The 23,133-nt window shown below is 42.8% G+C and carries 25 protein-coding genes and 1 other RNA gene; 17 read left to right on the top strand and 9 right to left on the bottom strand.

The features are described 5' to 3' along the window. Positions 1-148: 148 nt before the first annotated feature. The 4 genes from aroK (at position 149) to L2740_RS19050 (ending at position 4,218) form a co-directional block, all read left to right on the top strand. Positions 149-664 carry a shikimate kinase AroK gene (aroK, locus tag L2740_RS19065; protein ID WP_248471544.1) on the top strand — a complete coding sequence of 172 codons (516 nt, stop codon included), beginning with the start codon at positions 149-151 and terminating at the stop codon, positions 662-664. A gap of 3 nt (positions 665-667) precedes the next feature. After that, the gene (aroB, locus tag L2740_RS19060; RefSeq protein ID WP_248951630.1) at positions 668-1,747 is read left to right on the top strand and encodes a 3-dehydroquinate synthase; all 1,080 of its coding nucleotides are present in this window, start codon (positions 668-670) and stop codon (positions 1,745-1,747) included. Between the two features lie 150 nt (positions 1,748-1,897). After that, positions 1,898-3,325, top strand: a complete 1,428-nt coding sequence (locus tag L2740_RS19055) for an AAA family ATPase (protein ID WP_248951629.1) — start codon at positions 1,898-1,900, stop codon at positions 3,323-3,325. A 53-nt stretch (positions 3,326-3,378) separates the two neighbouring features. Beyond that, positions 3,379-4,218, top strand: a complete 840-nt coding sequence (locus tag L2740_RS19050) for a Dam family site-specific DNA-(adenine-N6)-methyltransferase (RefSeq protein ID WP_248951628.1) — start codon at positions 3,379-3,381, stop codon at positions 4,216-4,218. A 44-nt stretch (positions 4,219-4,262) separates the two neighbouring features. Here the strand turns inward: L2740_RS19050 and L2740_RS19045 are convergent, their stop codons facing one another. Both L2740_RS19045 and L2740_RS19040 read right to left on the bottom strand, forming a co-directional pair. After that, a complete protein-coding gene (locus tag L2740_RS19045) occupies positions 4,263-4,448 on the bottom strand; it encodes a DUF2970 domain-containing protein (protein ID WP_248951627.1) in 186 nt (61 codons plus the stop codon). A 7-nt stretch (positions 4,449-4,455) separates the two neighbouring features. Then, the gene (locus L2740_RS19040) at positions 4,456-4,788 is read right to left on the bottom strand and encodes a hypothetical protein (RefSeq protein ID WP_248951626.1); all 333 of its coding nucleotides are present in this window, start codon (positions 4,786-4,788) and stop codon (positions 4,456-4,458) included. A 201-nt stretch (positions 4,789-4,989) separates the two neighbouring features. Between L2740_RS19040 and rpe the strand changes: the two genes are divergently transcribed. Genes rpe through trpS form a run of 3 tightly spaced genes read left to right on the top strand, consistent with a single transcriptional unit; the run spans position 4,990 to position 7,382 of the window. Beyond that, positions 4,990-5,664 carry a ribulose-phosphate 3-epimerase gene (gene rpe, locus L2740_RS19035; protein ID WP_248951625.1) on the top strand — a complete coding sequence of 225 codons (675 nt, stop codon included), beginning with the start codon at positions 4,990-4,992 and terminating at the stop codon, positions 5,662-5,664. 3 nt (positions 5,665-5,667) lie between these two features. Further along, complete coding sequence (locus L2740_RS19030) at positions 5,668-6,366, top strand: phosphoglycolate phosphatase (RefSeq protein WP_248951624.1); 699 nt, start codon at positions 5,668-5,670, stop codon at positions 6,364-6,366. Positions 6,367-6,371: 5 nt separating this feature from the next. Continuing rightward, on the top strand, positions 6,372-7,382 hold the full coding sequence (gene trpS / locus L2740_RS19025) for a tryptophan--tRNA ligase (protein ID WP_248951623.1): 1,011 nt from the start codon (positions 6,372-6,374) through the stop codon (positions 7,380-7,382). Positions 7,383-7,432: 50 nt separating this feature from the next. Here trpS and L2740_RS19020 read toward each other — a convergent pair whose 3' ends face one another. After that, entirely contained in the window at positions 7,433-8,302 is an 870-nt protein-coding gene (locus tag L2740_RS19020) for a LysR substrate-binding domain-containing protein (protein ID WP_248951622.1), read from the bottom strand. Between the two features lie 143 nt (positions 8,303-8,445). Between L2740_RS19020 and L2740_RS19015 the strand changes: the two genes are divergently transcribed. Next, positions 8,446-9,330: a DMT family transporter gene (locus L2740_RS19015; protein ID WP_248951621.1), complete on the top strand. Its 885-nt coding sequence runs from the start codon at positions 8,446-8,448 to the stop codon at positions 9,328-9,330. A gap of 28 nt (positions 9,331-9,358) precedes the next feature. Here the strand turns inward: L2740_RS19015 and L2740_RS19010 are convergent, their stop codons facing one another. The 4 genes from L2740_RS19010 to L2740_RS18995 all read right to left on the bottom strand — a co-directional run bounded on the left by L2740_RS19010 (position 9,359) and on the right by L2740_RS18995 (position 12,907). Next, positions 9,359-9,928 carry a BON domain-containing protein gene (locus tag L2740_RS19010; protein ID WP_248471533.1) on the bottom strand — a complete coding sequence of 190 codons (570 nt, stop codon included), beginning with the start codon at positions 9,926-9,928 and terminating at the stop codon, positions 9,359-9,361. Continuing rightward, positions 9,925-10,518, bottom strand: coding sequence for a phosphoheptose isomerase (locus L2740_RS19005; RefSeq protein WP_202723307.1), 594 nt, complete (start codon positions 10,516-10,518; stop codon positions 9,925-9,927). Before L2740_RS19005 ends, L2740_RS19010 begins: the two co-directional genes overlap by 4 nt. Positions 10,519-10,580: 62 nt before the next feature. Further along, on the bottom strand, positions 10,581-10,919 hold the full coding sequence (locus L2740_RS19000; RefSeq protein ID WP_248951620.1) for a YraN family protein: 339 nt from the start codon (positions 10,917-10,919) through the stop codon (positions 10,581-10,583). Between the two features lie 113 nt (positions 10,920-11,032). Then, positions 11,033-12,907, bottom strand: a complete 1,875-nt coding sequence (locus tag L2740_RS18995) for a penicillin-binding protein activator (protein WP_248951619.1) — start codon at positions 12,905-12,907, stop codon at positions 11,033-11,035. A gap of 102 nt (positions 12,908-13,009) precedes the next feature. On the opposite strand from L2740_RS18995, the gene rsmI reads away from it, so the two are divergent. Together rsmI and rnpB are read left to right on the top strand one after the other, a co-directional pair. Next, on the top strand, positions 13,010-13,852 hold the full coding sequence (gene rsmI, locus L2740_RS18990; RefSeq protein WP_248951618.1) for a 16S rRNA (cytidine(1402)-2'-O)-methyltransferase: 843 nt from the start codon (positions 13,010-13,012) through the stop codon (positions 13,850-13,852). 156 nt (positions 13,853-14,008) lie between these two features. Next, positions 14,009-14,352, top strand: an RNA gene (gene rnpB, locus L2740_RS18985) — RNase P RNA component class A. A gap of 122 nt (positions 14,353-14,474) precedes the next feature. Here rnpB and L2740_RS18980 read toward each other — a convergent pair. After that, a complete protein-coding gene (locus L2740_RS18980; protein WP_248951617.1) occupies positions 14,475-15,350 on the bottom strand; it encodes a LysR family transcriptional regulator in 876 nt (291 codons plus the stop codon). 257 nt (positions 15,351-15,607) lie between these two features. Here L2740_RS18980 and gfa point away from each other — a divergent pair, with 257 nt between their 5' ends. The 7 genes from gfa to L2740_RS18945 all read left to right on the top strand — a co-directional run bounded on the left by gfa (position 15,608) and on the right by L2740_RS18945 (position 21,180). After that, complete coding sequence (gfa, locus tag L2740_RS18975; RefSeq protein WP_248951616.1) at positions 15,608-16,165, top strand: S-(hydroxymethyl)glutathione synthase; 558 nt, start codon at positions 15,608-15,610, stop codon at positions 16,163-16,165. A 392-nt stretch (positions 16,166-16,557) separates the two neighbouring features. Further along, a complete protein-coding gene (locus tag L2740_RS18970; protein WP_248951615.1) occupies positions 16,558-16,824 on the top strand; it encodes a DksA/TraR family C4-type zinc finger protein in 267 nt (88 codons plus the stop codon). A gap of 236 nt (positions 16,825-17,060) precedes the next feature. After that, positions 17,061-18,191 carry an S-(hydroxymethyl)glutathione dehydrogenase/class III alcohol dehydrogenase gene (locus L2740_RS18965; RefSeq protein WP_275974388.1) on the top strand — a complete coding sequence of 377 codons (1,131 nt, stop codon included), beginning with the start codon at positions 17,061-17,063 and terminating at the stop codon, positions 18,189-18,191. A gap of 128 nt (positions 18,192-18,319) precedes the next feature. Then, a complete protein-coding gene (gene fghA, locus L2740_RS18960; RefSeq protein WP_248951614.1) occupies positions 18,320-19,159 on the top strand; it encodes an S-formylglutathione hydrolase in 840 nt (279 codons plus the stop codon). Positions 19,160-19,394: 235 nt separating this feature from the next. Beyond that, positions 19,395-19,721 (top strand): DMT family transporter, encoded by a 327-nt coding sequence (locus L2740_RS18955; RefSeq protein ID WP_220778443.1) that lies wholly within the window; start codon positions 19,395-19,397, stop codon positions 19,719-19,721. A gap of 125 nt (positions 19,722-19,846) precedes the next feature. Continuing rightward, positions 19,847-20,269, top strand: a complete 423-nt coding sequence (locus tag L2740_RS18950) for a DUF6491 family protein (RefSeq protein ID WP_248951613.1) — start codon at positions 19,847-19,849, stop codon at positions 20,267-20,269. A 368-nt stretch (positions 20,270-20,637) separates the two neighbouring features. Beyond that, positions 20,638-21,180 (top strand): outer membrane beta-barrel protein, encoded by a 543-nt coding sequence (locus L2740_RS18945; RefSeq protein ID WP_248951612.1) that lies wholly within the window; start codon positions 20,638-20,640, stop codon positions 21,178-21,180. A gap of 150 nt (positions 21,181-21,330) precedes the next feature. Here L2740_RS18945 and L2740_RS18940 read toward each other — a convergent pair whose 3' ends face one another. Beyond that, positions 21,331-22,962, bottom strand: a complete 1,632-nt coding sequence (locus L2740_RS18940) for a BamA/TamA family outer membrane protein (RefSeq protein ID WP_248951611.1) — start codon at positions 22,960-22,962, stop codon at positions 21,331-21,333. Between the last annotated feature and the right edge of the window lie 171 nt (positions 22,963-23,133).

The raw sequence follows: 23,133 nt of genomic DNA, 5'->3' as shown, positions 1-23,133 counted from the left end.
AGAAATGCATTCCCCGCTTGCCTTAGATGGCATTTAGCTGAGATAATCAGCGGTCAAGTCTCAATAGAGCAAGGTAAGATTAAAGGTCAACTCCGTTTATTTGAGTTGACATAGGCAAACTTAAATAAGATTCAGACGTATAAATCAAATGGCCGAGAAACGTAATATTTTCCTAGTAGGCCCTATGGGGGCTGGTAAAAGCACTATAGGCCGTCATCTGGCACAGATGCTGCACTTAGAGTTCCACGATTCAGATCAAGAAATTGAAAGCCGTACAGGTGCTGATATCGCTTGGGTTTTTGATGTTGAAGGTGAAGAGGGTTTCCGCAACCGTGAAACACAGGTTGTCGCTGATCTAACCGAAAAACAGGGTATCGTCCTAGCAACAGGCGGTGGCTCGATTCAAAGCAAAGAGATCCGTAACAATCTTTCTGCGCGTGGTATCGTTGTTTACCTAGAAACAACTATCGACAAGCAAGTTGCACGTACGCAAAGAGATAAGCGTCGTCCATTACTTCAAGTTGAAGATCCACGAGAAGTGCTAGAAAACCTAGCAGAGGTGCGCAATCCTCTATATGAAGAGATTGCAGACGTCATAGTTAAGACTGACGAGCAAAGCGCCAAAGTGGTTGCAAACCAAATTATCGAACAATTAGGTTTTTAAGATATGACGAAACAAGTTCTGGTTGAGCTCGAAGAGCGTAGTTACCCAATTGAAATTGGCCAGAATTTGTTTAGTAGTAGCGAGCATCTAGCTCGCTATCTTCAACATAAAAACATTCTAATCGTTACCAATGAAACGATAGCGCCTCTCTACCTTCAACAGGTAGAAGCTATGCTGTCGGATTTCGCATGCGTGACGCCGGTGATATTACCTGACGGTGAGCAATACAAAACGCTTGAGCAGATGAATGTTATTTTCACTTCACTGCTAGAGCAAAACCTTGGTCGTGATACCGTTCTCGTCGCGTTAGGCGGTGGAGTCATTGGTGATATGACAGGCTTTGCAGCTGCCAGTTACCAACGTGGTGTCGATTTCATCCAAATTCCGACCACGCTGTTATCGCAAGTAGATTCATCTGTTGGTGGTAAAACGGCAGTTAATCATCCACTAGGTAAAAATATGATAGGTGCATTCTATCAGCCTAAGTGTGTGTTAATTGATACCAACTGTCTCAGCACGTTACCAAAGCGTGAGTTTGCTGCTGGCATGGCAGAAGTGATCAAATACGGTGTTATTTGGGACGCAGACTTTTTTCAATGGCTTGAAAATAACGTCGACGCCCTACGAGCACTAGATACTGATGCACTTGAATATGCGATTAGTCGTTGTTGTGAAATCAAAGCCGAAGTAGTTGAAAAGGACGAAACAGAACAAGCGGTGCGCGCGCTGTTAAACCTTGGACACACCTTTGGTCATGCTATTGAAGCAGAGATGGGCTACGGTGTTTGGCTACACGGTGAAGCGGTTTCTGCTGGCACAGTACTTGCTGCAAAAACATCAAACAAGCTTGGGTTAGTCGATGAGTCAATAGTTTGTCGTATTACAGCGTTATTAGCGGCATTTGATTTACCTACATCAGCACCTGAGACTATGCATTTTGAGCAATTCATTAAGCATATGCGTCGAGACAAGAAGGTACTTAAAGGTCAATTACGATTAGTATTACCTGAGGCAATAGGCCAAGCAGGGATCTATAGTGATGTGACTGATGAGTTACTGGAAGAGGTTATCAACTGCGCATAAACGATGTTGCAGGTGATCGGTGAACTCTAAATTACAAATTAACAATCACAGCTCTAATTCTTCTTATTTAGCTCTAGTTCTAGCTGGTAGTTACTCTTTTTTATTGCCTGAAATAACGTGTCACTTTTGTGCTAGTTGGGATCTTATTTGATGCCGTTTACTGAATCGACTTTGTTGCCAAGCCAAGATGCATTATTACAGCGTTTGTTGCATCTAAGTACCTATGGTCAGCAACTTATGGTGCTAACTGGGGAAGGTGGAGCTGGCAAAACAACTTTAGTTACAGCATTACTGAGCGAGCTAGAGCAGCATAGCTCGGCGTTAGTGATGTGTCCTAAGCACTGCGATAGCGCTGAGATCCGACGCAAAGTGTTAGTCCAGTTGCTAAATGATCCGGTATTTGATGATGAGATCCCGCTGCCAGAGTGTCTTCTCAGCGTCAGTGCTTCACTACCAAGTGAGAGTTGCATTGTTTTAGATGATGCTCATTGGTTGCCTTTAGAGATTTGGGCTGAGTGTATAGTGCTAAGCCAAATGGTATTGCCTGGTAAATCAATAAAACTATTGATGACGGCGCCAGCTGAGTTTTTTAGCGAGCTGACTGAGCAACTACCAGAATCATTGCTAGAGCAAGTTGTAGCGGTGCAAATTGAACCATTAGAACAGCCTGAACGAGAAGGTCTCTATTACACGCTGTTAAGTCGCAGTGAACAACATCCATTTACGCCAAGGGACATAGTTAAAAATCGCTTGGAAATGCAACTGGGGACACCCAAAGAGGTGGTTGATTTATTAGACCTATCTTTAAATGGTGAATCAGAAGCGCTAGTTAAAAAATCTAAACTAAAAGTCATCATCGGTTTGTCGGCGGTAATCATCATAGCCTTACTGCTTAGTTGGCTATTTTTAGGTAGCAGCACTGATAAGTTAAGCCAAGCCACCCATAAGGTGGAGTTTGCGGCAGATGTTGAAGCGCGCTTTAGTCAGGGCGATAGGTTTCTCGAAGCTTATGGCGCTAAGGTTTTAGGCAAGCATGTGTTTATTAAGCCTAACGCCGCAAAACAAACAGAGATTGATAATCGGCAAATTCAAGCACAAGCACAAACGGCTCAAAGCGACACGGCAATAGAGACAGTTAATACTTACACTGCTGTTCCAGCAACAACATTCGACGATGTCAACCGAGTAATAGATGCGACATCTAAATTCGATAACGTTAATGAACATCAACCAGATTTAACTGAACAGTTTGCTTCTGAGATTGCTGTTGACGTAAATGTTGTCAATCATGCTATAAAGCCTTCTAAGGGCTACACTTTGCAGCTTGCTAGTGTCAAAAAGATAAAATCATTAAATAACATGTTGCAGGCTTTGGATGGTGTTCCACAAGTGCAAGTAGCGCGTTATAAGCAGCGCTGGATTGTACTCAACGGACATTTTGACAATAGGAAAATGGCGCAAGAGTATTCGGCTCAGCTGGTGGCAAACACCGGAATTTCTGAGCCATGGATAAGAGAGTGGCAAAATCTGGGTGAATATCAGTTACAAGAAGTTATTCCAACTCGTGAAATTCAATAATAAACAGAGTACAATCGACAGCTGTCTTTTTCACAAGCATTCGATCAATTTAAATGATTAAAAAACAAAGAGCCTTTTTAAAGTGGGCTGGCGGAAAATTTAAACTGATTGAAGCCTTATCTGCGCATCTTCCTCAAGGTGACCGTTTGGTTGAACCTTTTGTCGGTGCTGGCTCGGTGTTTCTCAATACCAATTACAAGCGCTATTTATTGTGCGACATTAATCATGATTTGATTAACTTGTACAAAATTGTGCAAAAAGAGCCTGAAAAATACATTGCAGCGGCGAAGGCACTTTTTGTTCCTGAGATGAACGAAAAAGAAGCCTACTATAAAATCCGTACCGCGTTTAATGCCACGAAAGATCCTTTCAAGCGTTCAGTGTACTTCTTATACATGAATCGCCACGGTTTTAATGGTTTATGCCGTTATAATCGTAAAGGTGGTTTTAATGTGCCGTTTGGCTCATATAAGAAGCCATACTTCCCAGAAAAAGAGATCCGAGCTTTTTCAGCAAAAGCGCAAAATGCAGAGTTTCATTGTATTGGATATGAGCAAGCGATAGACATGACTCAAGCTGGCGATGTTGTTTATTGCGATCCGCCATATGCGCCGCTGTCATCAACCGCGAGCTTTACAACTTATGTTGGTACGGGGTTCTCACTCGATGACCAAGCATTACTTGCAAGGCAGGCACGCCACACTGCTATAGACCGTGGTATACCTGTGCTAATTAGTAATCATGATATCCCGCTAACGCGCGAGTTATACCATGGCGCTCGATTCGACACGATTCAGGTGCAGCGCAATATTAGTCAAAAGGGTAGTGGTCGTAAAAAAGTTGATGAGCTAATGGCTTTGTACGATGACTCTTATCATAGCGAGAATGACTAGTATTCTGCGGATAATTGCTATCGTTTAAGGCTCGTTGCTTAGGCTTAAGCCAAAACTTGATTAACGATAAGTAGTAATCCAGCAACAAATACCATAGCTACAATCACGCCCATCACAATGAACGGGATCGGTGAAGAGGTTTGAAAATCTCGCAGCCGATTCTTGTCAGTTTGTACTCCAAAAAATGCCGCAACAGTACTCGATAAAACCTGCCATAAATGGCGCAGCATGGATAGTTTACTTGTTTAGTGGTGAGCTATTGTTGATTGGCGCACTTTCATGGCCATATAACAATTCAAACAGATCAATAAAGTGCAGTTGATTGGTTTGGCTTTGGCCTGTTAACCAACTTTTCCAGCTTAAATTGTCAGTTTGGCTTGCACAGCGATTACTCGGATGGCTAGCTGGTAGGCTTGGATTGTAATGACTTTCTTCAGCGTCGCAGGCGCACGCGGCCGAAGCAGAATCAACAGACTTTGATGACAGGGCTAAGGTGGTAACGACGGTGCAGGCAAAAGCGAAAACTGCTGCTGACTTTATCATTGCAGTATTTTGAAATAGTCCCTTCATTTTGCCTCCATTACAAACCTAGTCGCAGTATTATAGCAAAGCAGCTCATATTTTAAACATTTTTAAAGAGTAAATTATATTTTGCTGTTTCTATGAATAATTTTATCTCTGCTAATTAGCTTAAATGGGCGCTCAGGTGTGGAGGGCTATAGCTGCAGCAGGTAGAATAGCGTACTTCTTAAACATTCAGGTGAGTTCGTTATGCGTCCATTTTTGATTGCTCCTTCTATTTTGTCTGCCGATTTTGCGCGTCTAGGTGAAGATGTTGATGCCGTATTAAATGCGGGGGCTGATGTTGTTCATTTTGATGTTATGGATAACCATTATGTGCCTAACTTAACTATTGGTCCTATGGTGTGCCAAGCATTGCGTAATTATGGGGTAACTGCCGATATTGATGTGCACTTAATGGTTAAGCCTGTTGATAGAATCATTCCAGATTTTGCTAAGGCCGGCGCGTCTATTATTACTTTTCACCCAGAAGCGTCTGAGCACATTGACCGAACATTACAATTGATTAAAGAGTCAGGCTGTAAGGCAGGTTTGGTATTTAACCCTGCCACACCACTGCATTATTTAGATCATGTCATGGACAAACTAGACGTAATTTTGCTGATGTCAGTAAATCCTGGTTTTGGCGGCCAATCATTTATTCCTTCTACGCTAGATAAGCTACGCCAAGTACGTAAGCTGATTGACGACAGTGGTTACGACATTCGTTTGCAAGTGGATGGCGGCGTTAAAGTTGATAATATCGCTGAGATTGCTGCTGCAGGTGCAGATATGTTTGTTGCGGGTTCTGCTATTTTTAATACTCCAGATTACAAAGCCGTAATTGATGAGATGCGCGCTGAATTAGCAAGCATCGAGGCGTAATTAATGAGCCCTTTTAGTCAAATAAAAGCTGTAGCATTTGACTTGGATGGAACGCTAATCGATAGCGTTCCAGATCTTGCTGCGGCAACTCGCGCCGTACTTGATGAGTTGAATTTGCCATTATGCACCGATGATATGGTGCGCAGCTGGGTAGGTAATGGCGCAGAAATGCTAATGCGTAGAGCATTAACATTTGCTCTTGAAAGCGCGATGAGCGAAGAACAGTTGCAAGCTACCATGCCGCGTTTTATGCATTTTTATAAGCTTAATTTACAACAGCACAGCGTGTTATATGCAGGTGTTGAGGCGGTTCTAGTTCAGCTTAAGCAAGCCGGCTATCAAATGGCTATTGTGACCAACAAGCCATATGAGTTTACTATTCCGCTGCTTGAGTCGTTTAATCTTAACCAGTATTTTGATTTGGTACTCGGCGGTGATTCACTCGCTAAGATGAAGCCAGATCCATTGCCGCTACAGCATATTTTGCATGAGTGGCAGCTGCCTGCTGAGCAATTATTAATGGTCGGAGACTCAAAGAACGACATTATTGCAGCAAAAGCAGCTAAGGTTGCCTCTGTGGGCTTGACCTATGGCTATAACTACGGTGAAGATATTGGGCTAAGCGGCCCTGATGCCGTATGTGAACAATTTAGTGAAATAACCGCGCTACTTAAACTGCGCGACAACGCAACGGAGCAATAAACAAGATGACGACCCCCCTAACGAAACCAGTAGTTCTAAGCGGAGCACAGCCATCAGGCGAGCTTACCATCGGCAACTATATGGGCGCGTTACGTCAGTGGGTTGCAATGCAAGATAGTCATGATTGCCTTTATTGCGTCGTTGACCTGCATGCGATTACTGTCAGACAAGATCCAGTTAAATTACGTGAAGCTTGCCTTGATACGCTAGCACTGTACTTAGCATGTGGTGTTGATCCTAAAAAGAGCACTGTATTTATTCAGTCACAGGTTCCGCAGCATACTCAACTTGGCTGGGCATTAAACTGTTACACCCAAATGGGTGAGCTTAACCGCATGACTCAGTTTAAAGATAAGTCGCAAAAGCACGCTAACAATATCAACGTTGGTTTATTTGGCTATCCAGTACTAATGGCTGCGGACATTTTGCTTTATCAAGCAAATGAGATCCCAGTGGGTCAAGACCAAAAGCAACACCTTGAGTTAACTCGTGATATTGCAACGCGTTTCAACAATGCTTACGGCGAAACATTTGTAGTACCTGAGCCATTCATTCCTGAGCACGGCGCTAAGGTAATGTCATTGCAAGATCCGCTTAAAAAGATGTCTAAGTCTGACGATAACCGTAATAACGTTATTGGTCTGCTAGAAGATCCTAAAGCAATCTTGAAGAAAGTTAAAAAGGCGATGACCGATAGTGAAGAGCCGCCAGTAGTGCGCTTTGATGTGGCTGAAAAGCCAGGTGTGTCTAACTTATTGAGCCTAATGTCTGGTTGTACTGGCCAGTCAATTGCTAGCCTTGAGGCTGAGTTTGAAGGCAAGATGTATGGCCACTTAAAAGTTGCAACAGGTGAAGCGGTCGTTGGCATGTTAGAACCACTACAACAGCGCTTTAAAGAGTACCGTGCTGATCAAGCGTTTTTGAATCAAGTGATGAAAGAAGGTGCTGAGAAAGCGCAAATCCGCGCAGAAGCAACTATTAAGAGCGTTTACGAGAAGATTGGTCTTATCGTTTAAGCTTAAAAGTTTAATAAAAAAACCAGCGATATCGCTGGTTTTTTATTGGCTTATTGTGTTGCTAACCAAGAGACAAACGCACCAATAGCGGGTTCTTTTAGGCGACGGTGTTTGCAACTGAAATAGAACTCAAATCCAGTCAAGATATCCGGTAACTCGAGTGCGACTAATAAACCTTTTTCAATATCCGCCTGCACCATAAAGTCAGACGCTAACGCGATACCTTGGCCAGCGATTGCTGCTTCAATTGCCATTAAAACGTGGCTGAAAATATGCTGCTGTTGCTCAGCAGGTAATTGCATCTTGTTGGCTACAAACCACCTGTCCCAATCTAGCCCAAGTGGCCCTTCATCAACAGTTAGTAATGGATGTAATCTAAGCTCTTCAATGGCACTTTTATCTGGGCTTAACAGACTAGGGCTAATGACAGGAATTAGCCGCTCTTTATGCAGTACGTGGTGATGAAAGCCTAATTGACCGCTTTGCCCTGTGATAAACATATCTGCGACGTTATCTGTTAATTCGGGATCATTGGTCATCATATCGAGGCGAATTTTAATTTGTGGATGCTGACGCCTAAAATCACTGAGCCTTGGGATTAACCATTTAATCGCAAATGAGCTATACACGGCGAGGCGCAACTGATCATTACTTTCACCGCTAATCTTAATACTTAAATCGTTCAACTCATTAAAAATTTGCTCTAGACCGTTATAAAGCAAAGTGCCTTTAGCAGTGAGGTTAAGCTGCCTACCTTCACGCTTAAATAAACGTTCGCCATAATGCTCTTCTAGCTGTTTTACTTGGTGAGACACGGCGCTTTGGGTGATACACAGTTCCACAGCTGCTCTTGAAAAGTGCGACTGTCTGGCTGCGGCCTCAAAAACCTGTAGTGCTCGAAGTGGCGGTAGTTTACGCATTATTTTATGCCTAATGGATGAATTTAATGAGTGATGCTTGTCATAGTATTAATTTAATTCATGCATAGCGAAAAAACATCATTTTAGTTCGGTATTTTAGAGGCATATTATGCGCAGATAATATGCTCTACTGCGGAATATAGATGAAAACCAACGTCATGATTGCAATGGTAATACTCGTTTTTGGTAACCTTTTTAGTGCCTTGTATGATGTGTCTATCAAATGGATCCCCGAAGGCAGTAATGCTGCAACTTTTCTGCTCCTGCGGCAATTACTATCGGTGCTAATGCTATTTCCACTGTGGATTTATGCCAAAAGGCCCTCAACGAAGCATTTAAAAGTGCACTTCTTTCGCTCAAATACTGGGGCTTTAGGTGCGGTTTGTTTGATTATGGGATTGATGTCATTACCTATGGCGACAGTGAGCTCATTATTTTTTTCTGCGCCGTTAATGATTGTCTTGATGGGTTGTGTATTCTTAAAAGAGAAAGTGACCGCTATCCAGTGGGCTGCCACTATTCTAGGCTTTATTGGTATTTTAATTTTATTACGCCCAAGTGAAATCAATTGGTTTGGTATAGCGGTATTAATCTCGGCATTTACTTTTGCGTTAAACCAACTCGCACTGCGTAAATTACCGGAAACTGAAAACCCAAGTGTGACTCTAATGCTGTATAACATTCTCAGCATTCCACTGACATTGATTATGGTGTTAGTACAGGGTTTTGAAGGAGTAAACTGGCCTCTAATAGGTATGGCTGCGCTGAGCAATAGCTTTTTACTCGCTTATCATTGGTCGTGTGTCTTGGCTTATCGCAAAGCTGAGGCGAGCCAAATTGCGATAGCTGAGTATACCGGTTTGTTGTTTTGCGTATTGTTTGGTTGGTTGTTATTTGATGAATGGTTAGATGGATTAAGTTGGTTGGGCGCTAGCTTTATTGTCTTACCGTCGTTAGTTTTGCCTTGGTTTGCAATGAAATTGAACAAATTGAAGCCAAAAAAAATCATCGAGCAAAAAGCAGGATGATTTTTTACGTCAAATATTAGTAGGGTGATTAAGCGTCGACGTATTCAAACACCTTAATCACTTTACGCACGCCTGCGGTATTACGGGCAACTTCAACTGCTAAATCGGCTTGTTCGCGTTCTACATAACCTATCAGAAATACTTCGCCGTTTTCAGTAACGACTTTGATATTAGTGACATCTAAACCACTTTCATTGAGCATGCGGCCTTTCACTTTAGTGGTAATCCAAGTGTCGTTGCTACGGGTGGTGAAAGAGGTCGGGTTACCTATTCTGATCTGATTGTGGATCTTGCCGCCAATTTTTAGCTCTTTTACGGTGCGAATGGCTTTGTCGCGCAGCATTGAGTTTGGCGCTTGGCCAATCATCAATACATTTCGGTTCATCACCACACCACTGATATTGGCTTGGTTCTTTAAGTCATCATGAGATGCCAACGCACTGGAGATATTAAAATCGGCGTTGGTATCATCAATTTGAGTCTTAAAGCTGCGCTCGTCATTAACCATCATTGCACCGCCAACTGCGCCGACCATAACGGCACCAGCACAGCCTTGTAGCATTAATACAATAGCGATTAATGGGAGCAGTGATCTCATGCCTGTTCGTCCTGTGGGAACAATGTACGGTCAATATTGTCGCATAAACAATGGATTGCAAGTAAATGTACTTCTTGGATACGCGCAGTAACGTTTGAAGGCACACGGATTTCAACGTCATTAACGCTTAGTAGTCCAGCCATTGCGCCGCCGTCTTTACCGGTAAGCGATACGATAGTCATGTCGCGGCTAAGAGCTGCTTCCATTGCTTTAATCACGTTACCTGAATTACCGCTGGTAGAGATAGCTAACAAGATATCGCCTGGTTGACCCAATGCCATGATTTGCTTTGAGAAGATCTCGTCATAGCTATAATCGTTAGCAATTGCGGTGATGGTTGAAGTATCACAACTTAGCGCAATTGCTGGTAATGGCGGACGTTCAATTTCATAACGGTTTAATAATTCAGCAGAAAAATGCTGTGCATCACCTGCGCTACCACCGTTACCACACGCTAGAATCTTGTTACCACTCAGCAGGCAATGAACCATCATTTCTGCGGCTTTAGCGATTGACTCTGGCAGAGCTTCTGATGCATCAATTTTAGTTTGAATTGATTCGGTAAAGCTGTCTTTAATGCGTTCTAACATGGATAAACCCTATGTCTATTTGCCCACTTATAGCTAGGTGGTGCAGATGAAAATTAAACTATTTAAAAGGCATCGCGGATCCATTGAACCCCTTGAGGGTCGGCCGCAATAACATCGAAACGACAGACGGCGTCAATTCGATTTAACTGTATGTAATGGCTTGCCGCTTTTCTTATACGCTGGCTTTGTGCAGCGCTTAGCGCGTTAACTGCACCACCATAACGTGATGGAGAGCGGTATTTTACCTCAACAAAGACCCAATCGCTGCCATCTTTCATTACTAGGTCGATTTCGCCAAAACGGTATCTTACGTTTTGTTCGACAAAAGTTAGCCCACGTTGTTCCAAATACTGGCGTGCATTGTATTCGGCAATCTGGCCTTGGTCATTGGTATTTGCCATCAAATCTGCTCATCCTTGTAGCTTAAATTTGACTATATCTTAAAGCATGAGCCGAGACTATTTGCCTCGGCTTATTTAACTGTAAATAAGGTTAAAGACATTATATATCGACTTTACAGTGGGCGTAAGTTACCTCTTTGGTAACGACCCCAGCTAAGTTGGCGGTTCAATGTACCATCTGGCTGAACGGATAACATGCCGCTGCGTCCGGTAAATTGGTAGCCCGGTAATGCGCGCATCTGTGCAAGCTTACCGACTAAATCAAGAGCATCATAACCCATGATATAAAGGCGTTTACGACCGTTGCTCCAGTTCGGCCAAAGCTCGTTAACCATACGAGTTTCAGTGTTTGGCGTTATTAACCAAGGAATGTCGCTAATGGTGAGGTTATTAAGCTCGTTAGCGGTTTCACGGTCGTTACCTTCAACACGGCTGCGGCTGGTCGTATAAAGCGGTACCGGCTCAGCAAATACACTGAAGTTCACGTCGATAAATGGTTTAAGCAAGGCTAAATCTTTACTCGCTGAAATCATGTAAATAGCATCAATGTCGCGACGAGAGCGAAAATCGGCTTCAATCTTAGGTGTTAGTATTGCTTTGATGCGAGCAATGCGCTCTTTACTGTCAATTACTCCTAATGACTTCTGCACTGTGACTTTCATTTTGTCACCGCCATCATAGTAATGAATTTCCGCAGCGTTGTTAGTCAGTGTTTGCCACGCGCCATTAAAGCTCTCAGCCATGCGGCGGCCAATAGCGTCGTTACTTACCAGTAATAGTGGCTGCTTAATACCGTCGTTATATAGGCGCTGAGCGGCATCAATTGCTTCATCGGTTGGCGATAATGCAAAAAAGAACTTATCTGGATCTGCAGTAAACGTATCAATATGGTTTAAATACAGCTGTGGGATAGTTTTGCTCGTAGCTGGAGTCATCGCTGCAGTCGTTGTGATTGGAGAGACTGCTTCAGCCGTTGGCGTCATGTTTTGTAGCTGCTCAACTTCTGATTGCAGTAAAGGACCAATAATAAACTCTGCGCCTGCGGTTACAGCTTGTTGATAAGCTGCTTGCGCACCTGTTGCTGTATCAAAAAAGTTTAGCGCAATATCGTCATCACCTTTTGCCATGTAGTTGGCAATAATGCCTTGTTTGACTGTGTTAGCAATTGTGGCGCGCGGGCCCGTTAATGGCAGTAATACAGCAATATTCTTAGGCTGGTAAGGCTGGGTATTAAGTGCCTTTTCTAAGTCAGTAGGTAACTTTGCTGCAGCAGGGTGACGCGGGTTTAATTGCTGCCAACTGCCTAGGTGGCGCACCAAATCGTTAGGATCTACCGCATAATGTTTAGCGATATAAGCTAGCTGAATCCAACCGGCAAAGATTGGGTTTGCAGTGTCATCTTTAAAGTTTAGTAAGGTTTGCTCGCTAATTGGCTGTAATGAACGCCAAATCTTATCGTTGACCTCAACTGCTTGTGATGCAGGTAAATATTTGCTGAGTAAGCTTAACTGCCTTACTTCATCAATGGGTTGGTTGATTGATTGATATAAGTGCGCTTTAAATTGGTAATAGCTAACCCATTGCCAGTTTGGTAGAGACCAACTGCTTGGGTAATTCAGCTCGCGCAGGGCGTGGTCATAAGTTGAAACCATCTCTAACACACGGGCCGATAGGTAGATATGCTCGGCAAGTATCTCAGGTTCTTGACTAAGATCTTGCGCAATAGACTTTAACGCTTTATCTGCTGCGCTAGCATTTCCTTCATTTATGAAGGCGTGCGCGGCAAGTAAAACGTACTTATCGCGGTTTTGCTTATTTTTTTCGTTAGCGGCTAATGCAAGATATTGCGATGATGCCTGAGTTACTGAAGCTAGAGAAACCTCAGTCTTTTCAGTCTTTACCGGTGCAGACGTCGTGCCGCAACCGAACAAAACTGCAGATAAAATCGCGCAAGAAATAAATTTTGTTGTATTCAGTCTTTTTAACACGGGTCTTCACTCTGGTAAGATGCTGCTATTAGTTTAACCTGCTCTTCCCCTTGGCGAAAGTATTGTTAGAAACTCTTGCCAACACTCAATACAGAGGTAGATATGGACCTGTCGGTCGCGCTTTACATTGTTCCCACTCCGATTGGGAATTTAGGAGACATCAGTAGCCGTGCATTAGAGGTGCTGAATCAGGTATCACTTATCGCCTGTGAAGACACTCGACACAGTGGCAAGTTATTAAGTCACTTTGGCATTGAAACCCGTAAAACGGCGTTGCATGACCATAATGAGCGTGACAGAGCGCAGTGGATCATTCAAAAGCTGGGTAATGGTGAAGCCGTAGCGCTTATATCCGATGCTGGGACACCACTGATTTCAGATCCAGGCTATCACTTAGTAAAACAGGTGCGTGATGCCGGGTTTAATGTTATCCCGTTACCTGGACCTTGTGCGGCAATTACTGCGTTGTGCGCGTCAGGCTTACCATCTGATCGTTTCTCTTTTGAGGGTTTTTTACCTTCAAAAGAAAAGGCGAGATTAGATAAATTAACCGCGCTTAAAGATGACCCTCGCACATTGATTTTTTATGAGTCACCACATCGTATTGTGCACAGTCTAGAGTCTTTAGTTACCGCATTAGGTGAAGACCGTGAAATCGTGATGGCACGTGAAGTGACCAAAACTTTTGAAACATTTTTATCAGGCCCCGCTGCTGAAGTGCTGCAAACCGTTAAAGATGATCCGAACCAGCAACGCGGCGAAATCGTATTAATGTGCCATGGTCACCGTAGCGATGAAGAGTCTGAGTTCTCGCCGACAGTGATCAACACGCTTAAATTACTGTGTGAAGAGTTACCATTGAAAAAAGCCGCGGCTGTAGCTGGTCAAATTTACGATATTAAAAAGAACGCACTTTATAAGCATGGTTTGGCGATAGGACTTTAAGGTCTAATTGTATTGGTTAGCGTTTGCTCTTGATTTGGATTGAGTGTTGCCAGTTGCTAAGTGAATGAGTGACTCTATCGCTAATAGATGGAGCTCTAATTCACAGTATGCATGAAAGTCCTTGGTTTGTTGCTTGAGCTTAGCTATAATCCGCGCCGAGTTGGCTAGACAGTTGCCGCGTTCGCAAGAACGGGGAGGAAAGTCCGGGCTTCAAAGAGCAGGGTACCAGGTAACGCCTGGGCGGTGTGAACCGACGACAAGTGCAGCAGAGAGGAGACCGCCAACTTCGGTTGGTAAGGGTGAAAGGGTGCGGTAAGAGCGCACCGGGCGACTAGTAATAGTTCGTTGCAAGGTAAACTCTACCCGAAGCAAGACCAAATAGGGTCCCGTATGGCGCTGCTCGCGTTGGGACCGGGTAGGTCGCTTGAGCCTGTGAGCGATTGCAGGCCTAGATGAATAACTGTCCACGACAGGACCCGGCTTATCGGCCAACTCACCTACTAAAGAAAAGCCGCACCTCGACAGAGGTGCGGCTTTTTGCTTTATATCCGTTACAAAATTCTCAGTTTACTTTTGAAAGGGCCCTGCTTATCGGCCTTAAGGTAATCTAATTTGCTGTAGCTTATACGGTCTTTAAACCTGCATTTAAGTGATCTAACAGCATGCGCACTTTAGGTGAAAGGTGGCGGTTTTGGGGATACAGTGCCCAAATCCCTTCTTCTGGCTGACGGTTTTGCTCAAGTAGTGCAGTGAGCTCGCCCGCTTCAATATAAGGCAATACGTAATAGTCTGGCAGCTGCACGATACCAATCCCTTTGATTGCCGCATCAACTAACGCGTGACCACTATTGCAACTTAAGTTGCCTTTAACTCGTACATTACGAGTTTTGCCATTTTCTTGAAAACGCCAATAATCCATAGTGCCAATTAAGCAGTTGTGCTGATCGAGCTCTGATAATGAGTGTGGAATGCCATAAGTAGAAATGTAGCTAGGCGATGCACAAACATATTGGGTGCGACTGCTAAGTTTCTTGGCCATCATGCTTGAGTCTTCTAAGTGGCCTAGACGGATCGCCAGATCGTAACCTTCGTCAACTAAATCTAATTTTTGGTTGCTTAGATTGAGTTTGACTTCAAGCTCTGGATACAGCGATGCAAAGTCATTAATTAGTGGGGCGATAGTTTTTTCACCATAGGTTACTGGTGCAGTGATTTTAAGTAATCCACGCGGACTGGTTTGCAAATTGGTTATGGCGCGCTCGGCTTCTTCTAAACCATCTAATACTTGACGACAATGTTGATAATAGATGCGACCAACCTCTGTTACCGACACTTTGCGAGTGGTACGGTGAAATAGCTTAGAGGCTAGTCTTGTTTCTAATGCACTTATTTGGCGACTTACTTGTGCAGTTGATATGCCTAATCGTTGCGATGCTTTGGTAAAGCTTTCTGCCTCGGCTACCGCAACAAATTCACTCACACCTTCCCAATTAAACATGATTATTCTCTAGGTAGTATTTCTACAAAACTGGCTTAATTATTAACAAGTTTAAATTAAAAGCAATTTTGATTTGGTTGGTTATAGATAGCTATGTACGCGAAGCTTACGCCGAAAAGAGTGTTATATCGAGCTTTAATTATTACGTCAGAGTAAAAGTTATTTGTAATAAGTGCCAATTATCAAATTAAAAATGAGGAATATAATGCGCATCACTTAGTGAGCTTGAATCACTTATCCACCTAGGAGTCATCATTTTGAAAACATTAATTCACCCACAAGTCGATAATGGCATTCCTGCTACTGCTGCCGGGTTTACCGGCGGTTCATTACAGTGCAAATGTGTTAATAATCCTGTCGAAGTGACTGTTGCATCGCAAACTGCTCATAATCATGTTTGTGGTTGCAGTAAGTGTTGGAAACCAGAAGGCGCGCTATTTGCGCAAATTGCCGTAGTCGCAAAAGATAAGGTAAGCGTAACCGCTAATGCTGACAAGCTACATATCATCGATGAGAGCGCAGCCATTCAACGTCACGCTTGTAAAGAGTGTGGTACTCATATGTATGGTCGCATCGAAAATACGGAGCACCCTTTCTATGGCTTAGACTTTGTGCATACTGAGCTATCACAGCAGCAAGGTTGGTCGGCGCCAGAGTTCGCTGCGTTTGTGTCTTCAATCATAGAGTCTGGTACGGCGCCTGAGGCGATGGCAGATGTTCGCCAAACCCTTAAGGATCTCGGTTTACCTCCTTATGACTGTTTATCACCAGCATTAATGGATGCTATTGCGACCCATGTTGCGGCGAAAAAATAACGCTGAAGAATGAGCTTGTACCAGCTTAAACAATATTAACACCAGTAATAAAAAGCGCTTCGGCGCTTTTTTTACATCTATAGCCTAGCAATATGGCTGATTATTGTTACCTATATGCAAAAGTGTTTTGAGTTTTATATGGATTATAATCTCTATTGAAACAACTATAATGTTTATTATTGAAATGAGGCAGGCAGATGAGCTTTAACTCCTGCTTCGTTAACTGGGCGCCGAGGGACATGGAGTGCTTTGCTTTACTTGGCTTATATAAGCTATTACAGATAGTAAAAGGTGTAGATTGTTAGAGGCAGTCCTAACCTTTAGCTATAGAAGAGTAGGCAGTTAAACAATTCATGCTCGGTAACCGCTAATTGTCATAGAGAGGTACTAACATGGCAGGTGGATGGTCTAGAGATGGTGCAGTACAAGATCAAATAGATAGTAGTGTCGAAGATGCAGTTGCAGCCGCAAGAAGTCGACTACGATATGGTGACAGTTTGTTGCATTGTGAAGAGTGTGGTGAGCCGATACCAGAGGCGAGACGCAATGCTGTGCCAGGTGTTCGACTTTGTATTCATTGTCAAAATGAAATCGATAACAGTCAGGCGAAGCTGCATCTATTCAATCGCCGTGGCAGTAAAGATAGCCAGTTACGTTAAATCTACGGCTATCTAGGTGGTGCTAAGCACTAGCACGCTTAGCACCGATTTAAAGGCGTATATTTTAAAAACTGCTTCTGTAATTAATGAGGCAATTTTCAAAATATTATTACCATATGGTAAAGGTAAATTACCTGTTGATGGGATTATCAATATTGAACAGGTAGTTATAATCCTTTCCATACCCACTACGGTATACGCCGTAACGTAAAATTTATTAAAAGTAGGAATACAAGATGACAGCACAAACAATCAAATCAAAAGCCGCAGTTGCTTGGGCAGTTGGTCAACCTTTATCTATGGAAATCGTAGATGTAATGCCACCTCAAAAAGGCGAAGTACGCGTTAAAATGATCGCCACTGGCGTATGTCATACTGACGCATTTACTCTTTCAGGTGACGATCCAGAAGGTATCTTCCCTTGTATTCTTGGCCATGAAGGCGGTGGTATTGTTGAGTCAATCGGTGAAGGCGTAACTAGCGTCAAAGTTGGCGACCACGTTATCCCACTTTACACGCCTGAATGTGGTGAGTGTAAATTTTGTAAGTCAGGCAAAACTAACCTTTGTCAGAAGATCCGTGAAACCCAAGGTAAAGGTTTGATGCCTGATGGTACCACTCGTTTCTCTAAAGATGGTCAGCCTATCTATCACTACATGGGCACATCAACTTTCTCTGAGTACACAGTATTACCTGAGATCTCATTAGCCAAAGTTAACCCTGAAGCGCCACTAGAAGAAGTATGTCTATTAGGTTGTGGTGTAACAACTGGTATGGGCGCGGTAATGAATACCGCAAAGGTTGAAGAAGGCGCAACGGTTGCTATCTTCGGTATGGGTGGTATTGGTCTATCTGCAGTTATTGGTGCAGCAATGGCAAAAGCATCACGTATCATTGCTATTGACATTAACGAAAGTAAGTTTGACTTAGCGCGTAAGCTTGGTGCTACTGATTGCATCAATCCAAAAGACTACGATAAGCCAATCCAAGATGTGATTGTAGAACTTACTGACGGTGGCGTAGATTACTCATTCGAGTGTATCGGTAACGTACATGTTATGCGCAGTGCACTAGAGTGCTGTCATAAAGGCTGGGGTGAGTCAGTTGTTATTGGTGTTGCTGGTGCAGGCCAAGAGATCTCAACTCGTCCATTCCAGTTAGTCACTGGTCGTGTATGGAAAGGTAGCGCATTTGGTGGTGTTAAAGGCCGCTCAGAACTACCAGAATACGTTGAGCGTTACATGGCAGGTGAGTTCAAGTTAAACGACTTCATTACTCACACTATGGGTCTTGAGCAAGTTAACGAAGCATTTGACCTAATGCACGAAGGTAAGAGTATTCGTACTGTTATTCACTTCGACAAGTAATATTATTGTCTAAGATAACAAGCGCTTTTTGGCGCTTGTTATCTTTAAAGGCTTAATTTTTAAAGATAAAGCTTTAAAGGTTGAGCTTTACAGAATTAGTTTAAAGAATTTATAGGAGTCGGTATTAAATGACCGTTGAAAATATTAGTGTAAATAAGAGCTTTGGTGGTTGGCACAAACAATACAGCCATCATTCTAAAACCCTTAATTGCGCCATGCGATTTGCCATTTATTTACCGCCTCAAGCGTCAAACGGTAAAAAAGTGCCAGTACTTTATTGGTTATCAGGCTTAACTTGTACCGATGAAAACTTTATGCAAAAAGCCGGTGCACAGCGTATGGCTGCCGAGCTAGGTATAGCCATTGTTGCGCCAGATACCAGCCCGCGTGGTGATGATGTTGCCGACGATGCAGGTTACGATTTAGGTAAAGGTGCAGGCTTTTATGTGAATGCCACCCAAGCCCCTTGGAACCGCCATTACCGCATGTATGACTATGTGGTAAATGAGCTTCCTGAGCTGATTGAATCTATGTTCCCAGTTAGCGATAAACGCTCTATTGCCGGTCACTCGATGGGCGGCCATGGTGCTCTTGTCATTGCTATGCGTAACCCAGAAGCATATCAATCAGTATCGGCATTTAGCCCGATCACTAACCCTGTAAACTGCCCTTGGGGTAAAAAGGCATTCACTGCTTATTTAGGCCGTGATATGACAACTTGGGCTGAGTACGATGCGAGCTTATTGATGCGCCAAGCAACGGAGTTTGTTCCAGCGCTGGTGGACCAAGGTGAGGCTGATGATTTTCTTATTGAACAGCTAAAGCCAGAGGTACTTGAGGCCGCAGCTAATGTTAGCGGTTATCCGCTAACGCTGAATATGCAAGAAGGTTTTGATCATAGTTACTACTTTATCGCTAGCTTTATCGAAAACCACCTGCGTTTCCATGCTGAGCACTTAGTAAAATAAGCTACATTTCAATTAGTGAATCACTGCTATTCACTGACATACCGACAAAAAAAGCTGCCTACCAAGGCAGCTTTTTTGTGACCGATGTTCAGGCCTGAAAAAGATTATTACCCAAGGGTAAAAGTCATTTGCATTTTATGGCGATTATCAATGTTTGCCAGATGAATATAATAGCATTATTGATTTAAACCTCTTTGCAAACATGGCGTTGTAGAGCAAATAACAAGGTAATAGCATGAGCTGGATCTTTCTTTTATTGGGCGTAGTCGCTGAAGTGTTATCTCATGTGGCATTAAAAGCCACTGACGGTTTTAGTAAGCCTTTACCTGCGGCGCTGGTTATTTTGGGGCATCTGACAGCGTTTATTTTTTTAGGCCAAGCAATGAAGGGCATGCCAGTTGGTGTGGTGCATGCTTTATGGGCCGGTTTAGCGATTGTGTCAGTGACATTAATCTCAGCTCTATTTTATCGCGAACATTTAGATATGACAGCCTGGGTTGGCATGGTGCTGGTGGCAGCTGGTGTAATGATGATTAACTTTTCACAAGGGCATGCTCATTAACGGTTTAAGCTTGTTTTGTTCACTGGTATAACTTACTGAATAAAGTTGCAGCTACCATCATCCTGCGATTGTTTTGGCGGAATGAATAGAAGCTGCTACATTCAAGTGAAACTGTTAGGAGAAAAATGATGCGTTTATTTAATACCATACTGGTTATTTTGCTTATGGTGCTCAGCGGCTGTGCATCAACTGAAGCAAATAAGCAACGTGATGCAATGTATACCTTCCCGGATCTTGAGCAAGTTAACTCGATTGATAATTTTCGTATGGATGGATGGGAAAGTGTCGATCGCTACTCGATCATCGTGGGGGTTCGTCCAAACCAAAATTATTTATTGATCCTTAATGGTGGTTTGAATGATTTAAACTTTGCTCAGGGGCTAGCAATAACTTCTACGATGGGCAAAGTAGAAGCTGGTTTCGACTCGGTATCAACAGTGCAAGAACCTATGCTTAAGTCGCAAATTAAGCGTATTTATAAGCTTGAAGATAAACAGCAAAAGAATGAAATTAAAGCTAAAATCGAATCCTTTGCCGATAACAAATAACCTGAAAGTTAGTTGTTTTTAATTTAACTGCACTTATTATTTAGGTGCAGTTATCAGGTTTATGGTTTCTCCACTTCATTGAAAATTCATTACAATTGCAACAGTTTTACTCATTGCTTTCATAGCTTCTATTCTGCTTGCTCACCGCTAAATTCATCCTGCAAATAAATGGCTTATTAACTAATTTAAACTCCAAATGTAATCATAATGTAGCGATGCAGCATATTGGTTAATCGTCGTTAATTGTCTCGGTTTTCAATACAAACTGACTGTTTGTAGCTAGTTTTTCCCAAATATTTAAAACAGTAATCTAGCCTCAACGTCGCTTACCCATGGTAAGAGACAAAACTTAATTGATAGTGAGGTCGATGATGAAAGCAAAAACAATTTTAGCTAGCGTATTGTGTTCAGGCTTGATGGTTGGCAGCGTACAAGCCGTTGAAGTCGATTTCTTTGCCGGTGCAGGTGTTGGCTACCAAATGGATAAAGTCGATGGTGCTATTAGCCATGATACTGAAGATATGTCATATCAAGGTCGTATCGGGGTTTTGATTGAGCAGCAACACAGGATCACTGGTACTTTTGGCTATATGGAAGATAAGTTCTCTGATGCCAATACCGATTACAAACAAGAGCAGTATAGCTGGTTAGTTTCTTATGATTATCTCATTCCTGTGCACCAAGATGTGAATCTATTTGTCGGTGTTAGCGCGGGTGCGAATGACAATAAAATCGCTGGACGTGCTTCAACTGACTTTGTCTATGGCGGCCAAGCAGGTGTGCAATATAAGTGGACTGAAAACCTATCATCTGATTTAGGCTATCGATATTTAGCCCAGGACTACAGTGAAAACGCTATCGATATCGATAACAGTCAACAAATCTATTTGACGCTAGATTATAAGTTTTAGTTTTTAGCTCGTTAGTATTTCTCTGCTTTATTATCAAGCGGGGAAATACTCGCTGTTGCGCATTCTATTGATGATTCGCCACCTCGTCTCAGAACCGTGAAGCCCAAGCTAAGTGATGAAACCTTAATACTCATTGGTATTAGTCATCAGCTAAAAACGGTTGCGTACCTGAAAGCGCCACTCCCAGCTATTCACTTCAGGCCCTGAAGTAAACGGTACGCTGAGGTCAATATGAGCAACGTTACCATAGCTGGATTTTGAAGAGTAAATCCTCGCACCAATACCGAAACTACCAATCGGTGAAGAGATGGCATTATTGCTATCGTTGCCGCCAAATGCTTGACCAATATCAGTAAATACTGCCCAGCCAAGCTCTGCAAGTTGATAAAGGTCGATATTTGGATAGTTGCGCAGTTCTGCAGTAAAAGCCCATTGATTATTGCCGTACTGGTAGTCGTTAGGATAACCACGAATGCCGGTTTCATCGCCGAGTGCAAATGGCCTGTCTAAGTAGTTATTTTTTGAGGTACTTAACCTTAACTTTGAATATGCGGTCCATTTTGGCGCAAGCTGGTAAAAGTACTCAGCAACAACATTTAATTGATAGAAGTCTTTTTGGCTGGTGGCAAATACGCCTTCGGCGTCCATTGCTAACAAGATAAGTTGGTCATTTGCTTGATAGCCGCGACTTGACTGCCAATTAATGTGATATCCAATAGGGGAGTCGTCATTAAGATCGCGTGTTTCAATGCCAAGCTTAATAAAATGCTGCCAACCTAGATTAAAATCTTCGTTGTAATTAATTAGATGAATATTTTGCAGTACCTTAAAGTCATCTTGGATGTATTGATAGGCCAGCCATGGATAAAGAAAATCTCTGTCTTGGGGCAGTTCTGAAGTTGGGTAATCGTCGACACGATTAAACTCATGGCGGTCTTGGGTTATGCCTACAATGAGCCGAGATAGTTGCTGTGTATCTTTAGCAAGTAGCCAGCCAACACGGGCATTATTGTAGTTAACGCCATGTTCAAACTCATTAATATCTTGGCCGTTTTGCTTTAAGGTATCGATACGTAAATCATCTAAATATTCAGCTGAATACATGTGATTACCATCGAGAGTATAGAATGGTTTTTCAAAGTATAGATGTTGAGCATGGCCGTCACTATTATCGTAAAAGTCGGCCGCTATGGTAGCGTGTTCTATAAAGTTTACTGGCGATTCAATAGCAAACTTATAACCGGTTCTGTCGGCATTAGATTGGTATTTAAAGCGGGTTCGCACTCCGTAACCCAATAAATTGTCCTCTTTTATTCCGATAGAAAACTTACTTTCACCGCCACTGCGGCTAGCATTAAATGTTGGTAGCAGTGACCAGTTATCCCAAGTTTCAACTAATATGTTTTGGCCTTCATCAGCCAAATCTGCATCGGGGGCAGGCTCGGAGTAAGTAATTTTTGCATCGCGGATATAGGGCTCAGCTCGCAAAATACGCTGCATTTCATCAAGGTCTTTCTGGCTGACTTGTTGGCCTTCTTTAAAACTGAGTTTATCGCGGATCACCTTGTCACGGGTATTGATGTGTAGATAATTGGCCCAGCGATGAATAAAGAAAGCTTCGGGATCTGATAGGTCAAAAATATCGTTACTTTTAATCACGATATTTTTAATGCTTTGCTGTTGGTCGGCGGTTTGAGTTGTAGGTTTTGTAGTCTCAGCCAAAGCCGCACCACTATGGATGCTATAGCTAATGACTAGAACTAAACCGCAACCCCGCTGCATTTTGCTGTTTCCCCTTGTGAATGACTTTTTGGCAAAAGCAAAAAAGTATGACATAGGTTAAGCATAGTTTAGATAAGCAATAACGCGCTGATTTTACTTAATCAATAGCAGATGGCAAACACAAAAAGAGCGCAATAAAGCGCTCTTTTCTGTGATCAGTTTTGCAGGTTA

Origin of the sequence: Shewanella pneumatophori, from assembly GCF_023283895.1 — a bacterium.
Lineage (GTDB): Bacteria > Pseudomonadota > Gammaproteobacteria > Enterobacterales > Shewanellaceae > Shewanella > Shewanella pneumatophori.
The sequence above is the reverse complement of the archived record's forward strand: the minus strand, read 5'-3'. Positions and strand labels throughout refer to the sequence as shown.